This window comes from Roseibium sp. SCP14 (assembly GCF_040329475.1).
In the GTDB taxonomy this organism is placed as follows: Bacteria; Pseudomonadota; Alphaproteobacteria; order Rhizobiales; family Stappiaceae; genus Roseibium.
Map to the genome: position 1 here is coordinate 1 of NZ_JBDZYH010000028.1, position 471 is coordinate 471.

The window sequence follows — 471 nt, forward strand, 5'->3', positions numbered from 1 at the left end:
GCTTCTGATGGCGCTGCCAACGACCGGTTTGGTCGTTATGTAGACATTGGTGAAAATGGTGTAATCGCGGTTGGTGCTTATGGCGACAACGGTGAGAATGGCGCTGTCTATGTCTACACACCAGATGGCAACGGCGGTTATTCCGAGCAGAAACTTACGGCTTCAGACGGCACGAATGCAGACTTCTTGGGGACGTCCGTTTCCATCACGGAAAGTGGTGTCATATTAGCTGGCGCATTTCAGACAGATGACGGTGCAAGCAACGAGGGTTCCATCTATATCTTCACTCCGAATGGAAACGGCGGTTACACAGAAACCAAACTCACGGCGTCAGACGGCGCGGCAGGCGATTACTTTGGGTATGCATCCGACATCAATGAAAGCGGAGTGATCGTTTCCGGCGCTCTCTTTGATGATGATCTTGGAGCGAACTCCGGCAGTCTCTATGTCTACACACCGGATGGAATGGGC

1 protein-coding gene is annotated in these 471 nt (G+C 52.2%); it reads left to right on the forward strand.

Annotation, left to right across the window (positions count from 1 at the left end; translation table 11 throughout):
- On the forward strand, positions 1–471 hold a 471-nt coding region (locus ABLQ08_RS32445; protein ID WP_352950916.1), incomplete at both ends, for an FG-GAP repeat protein.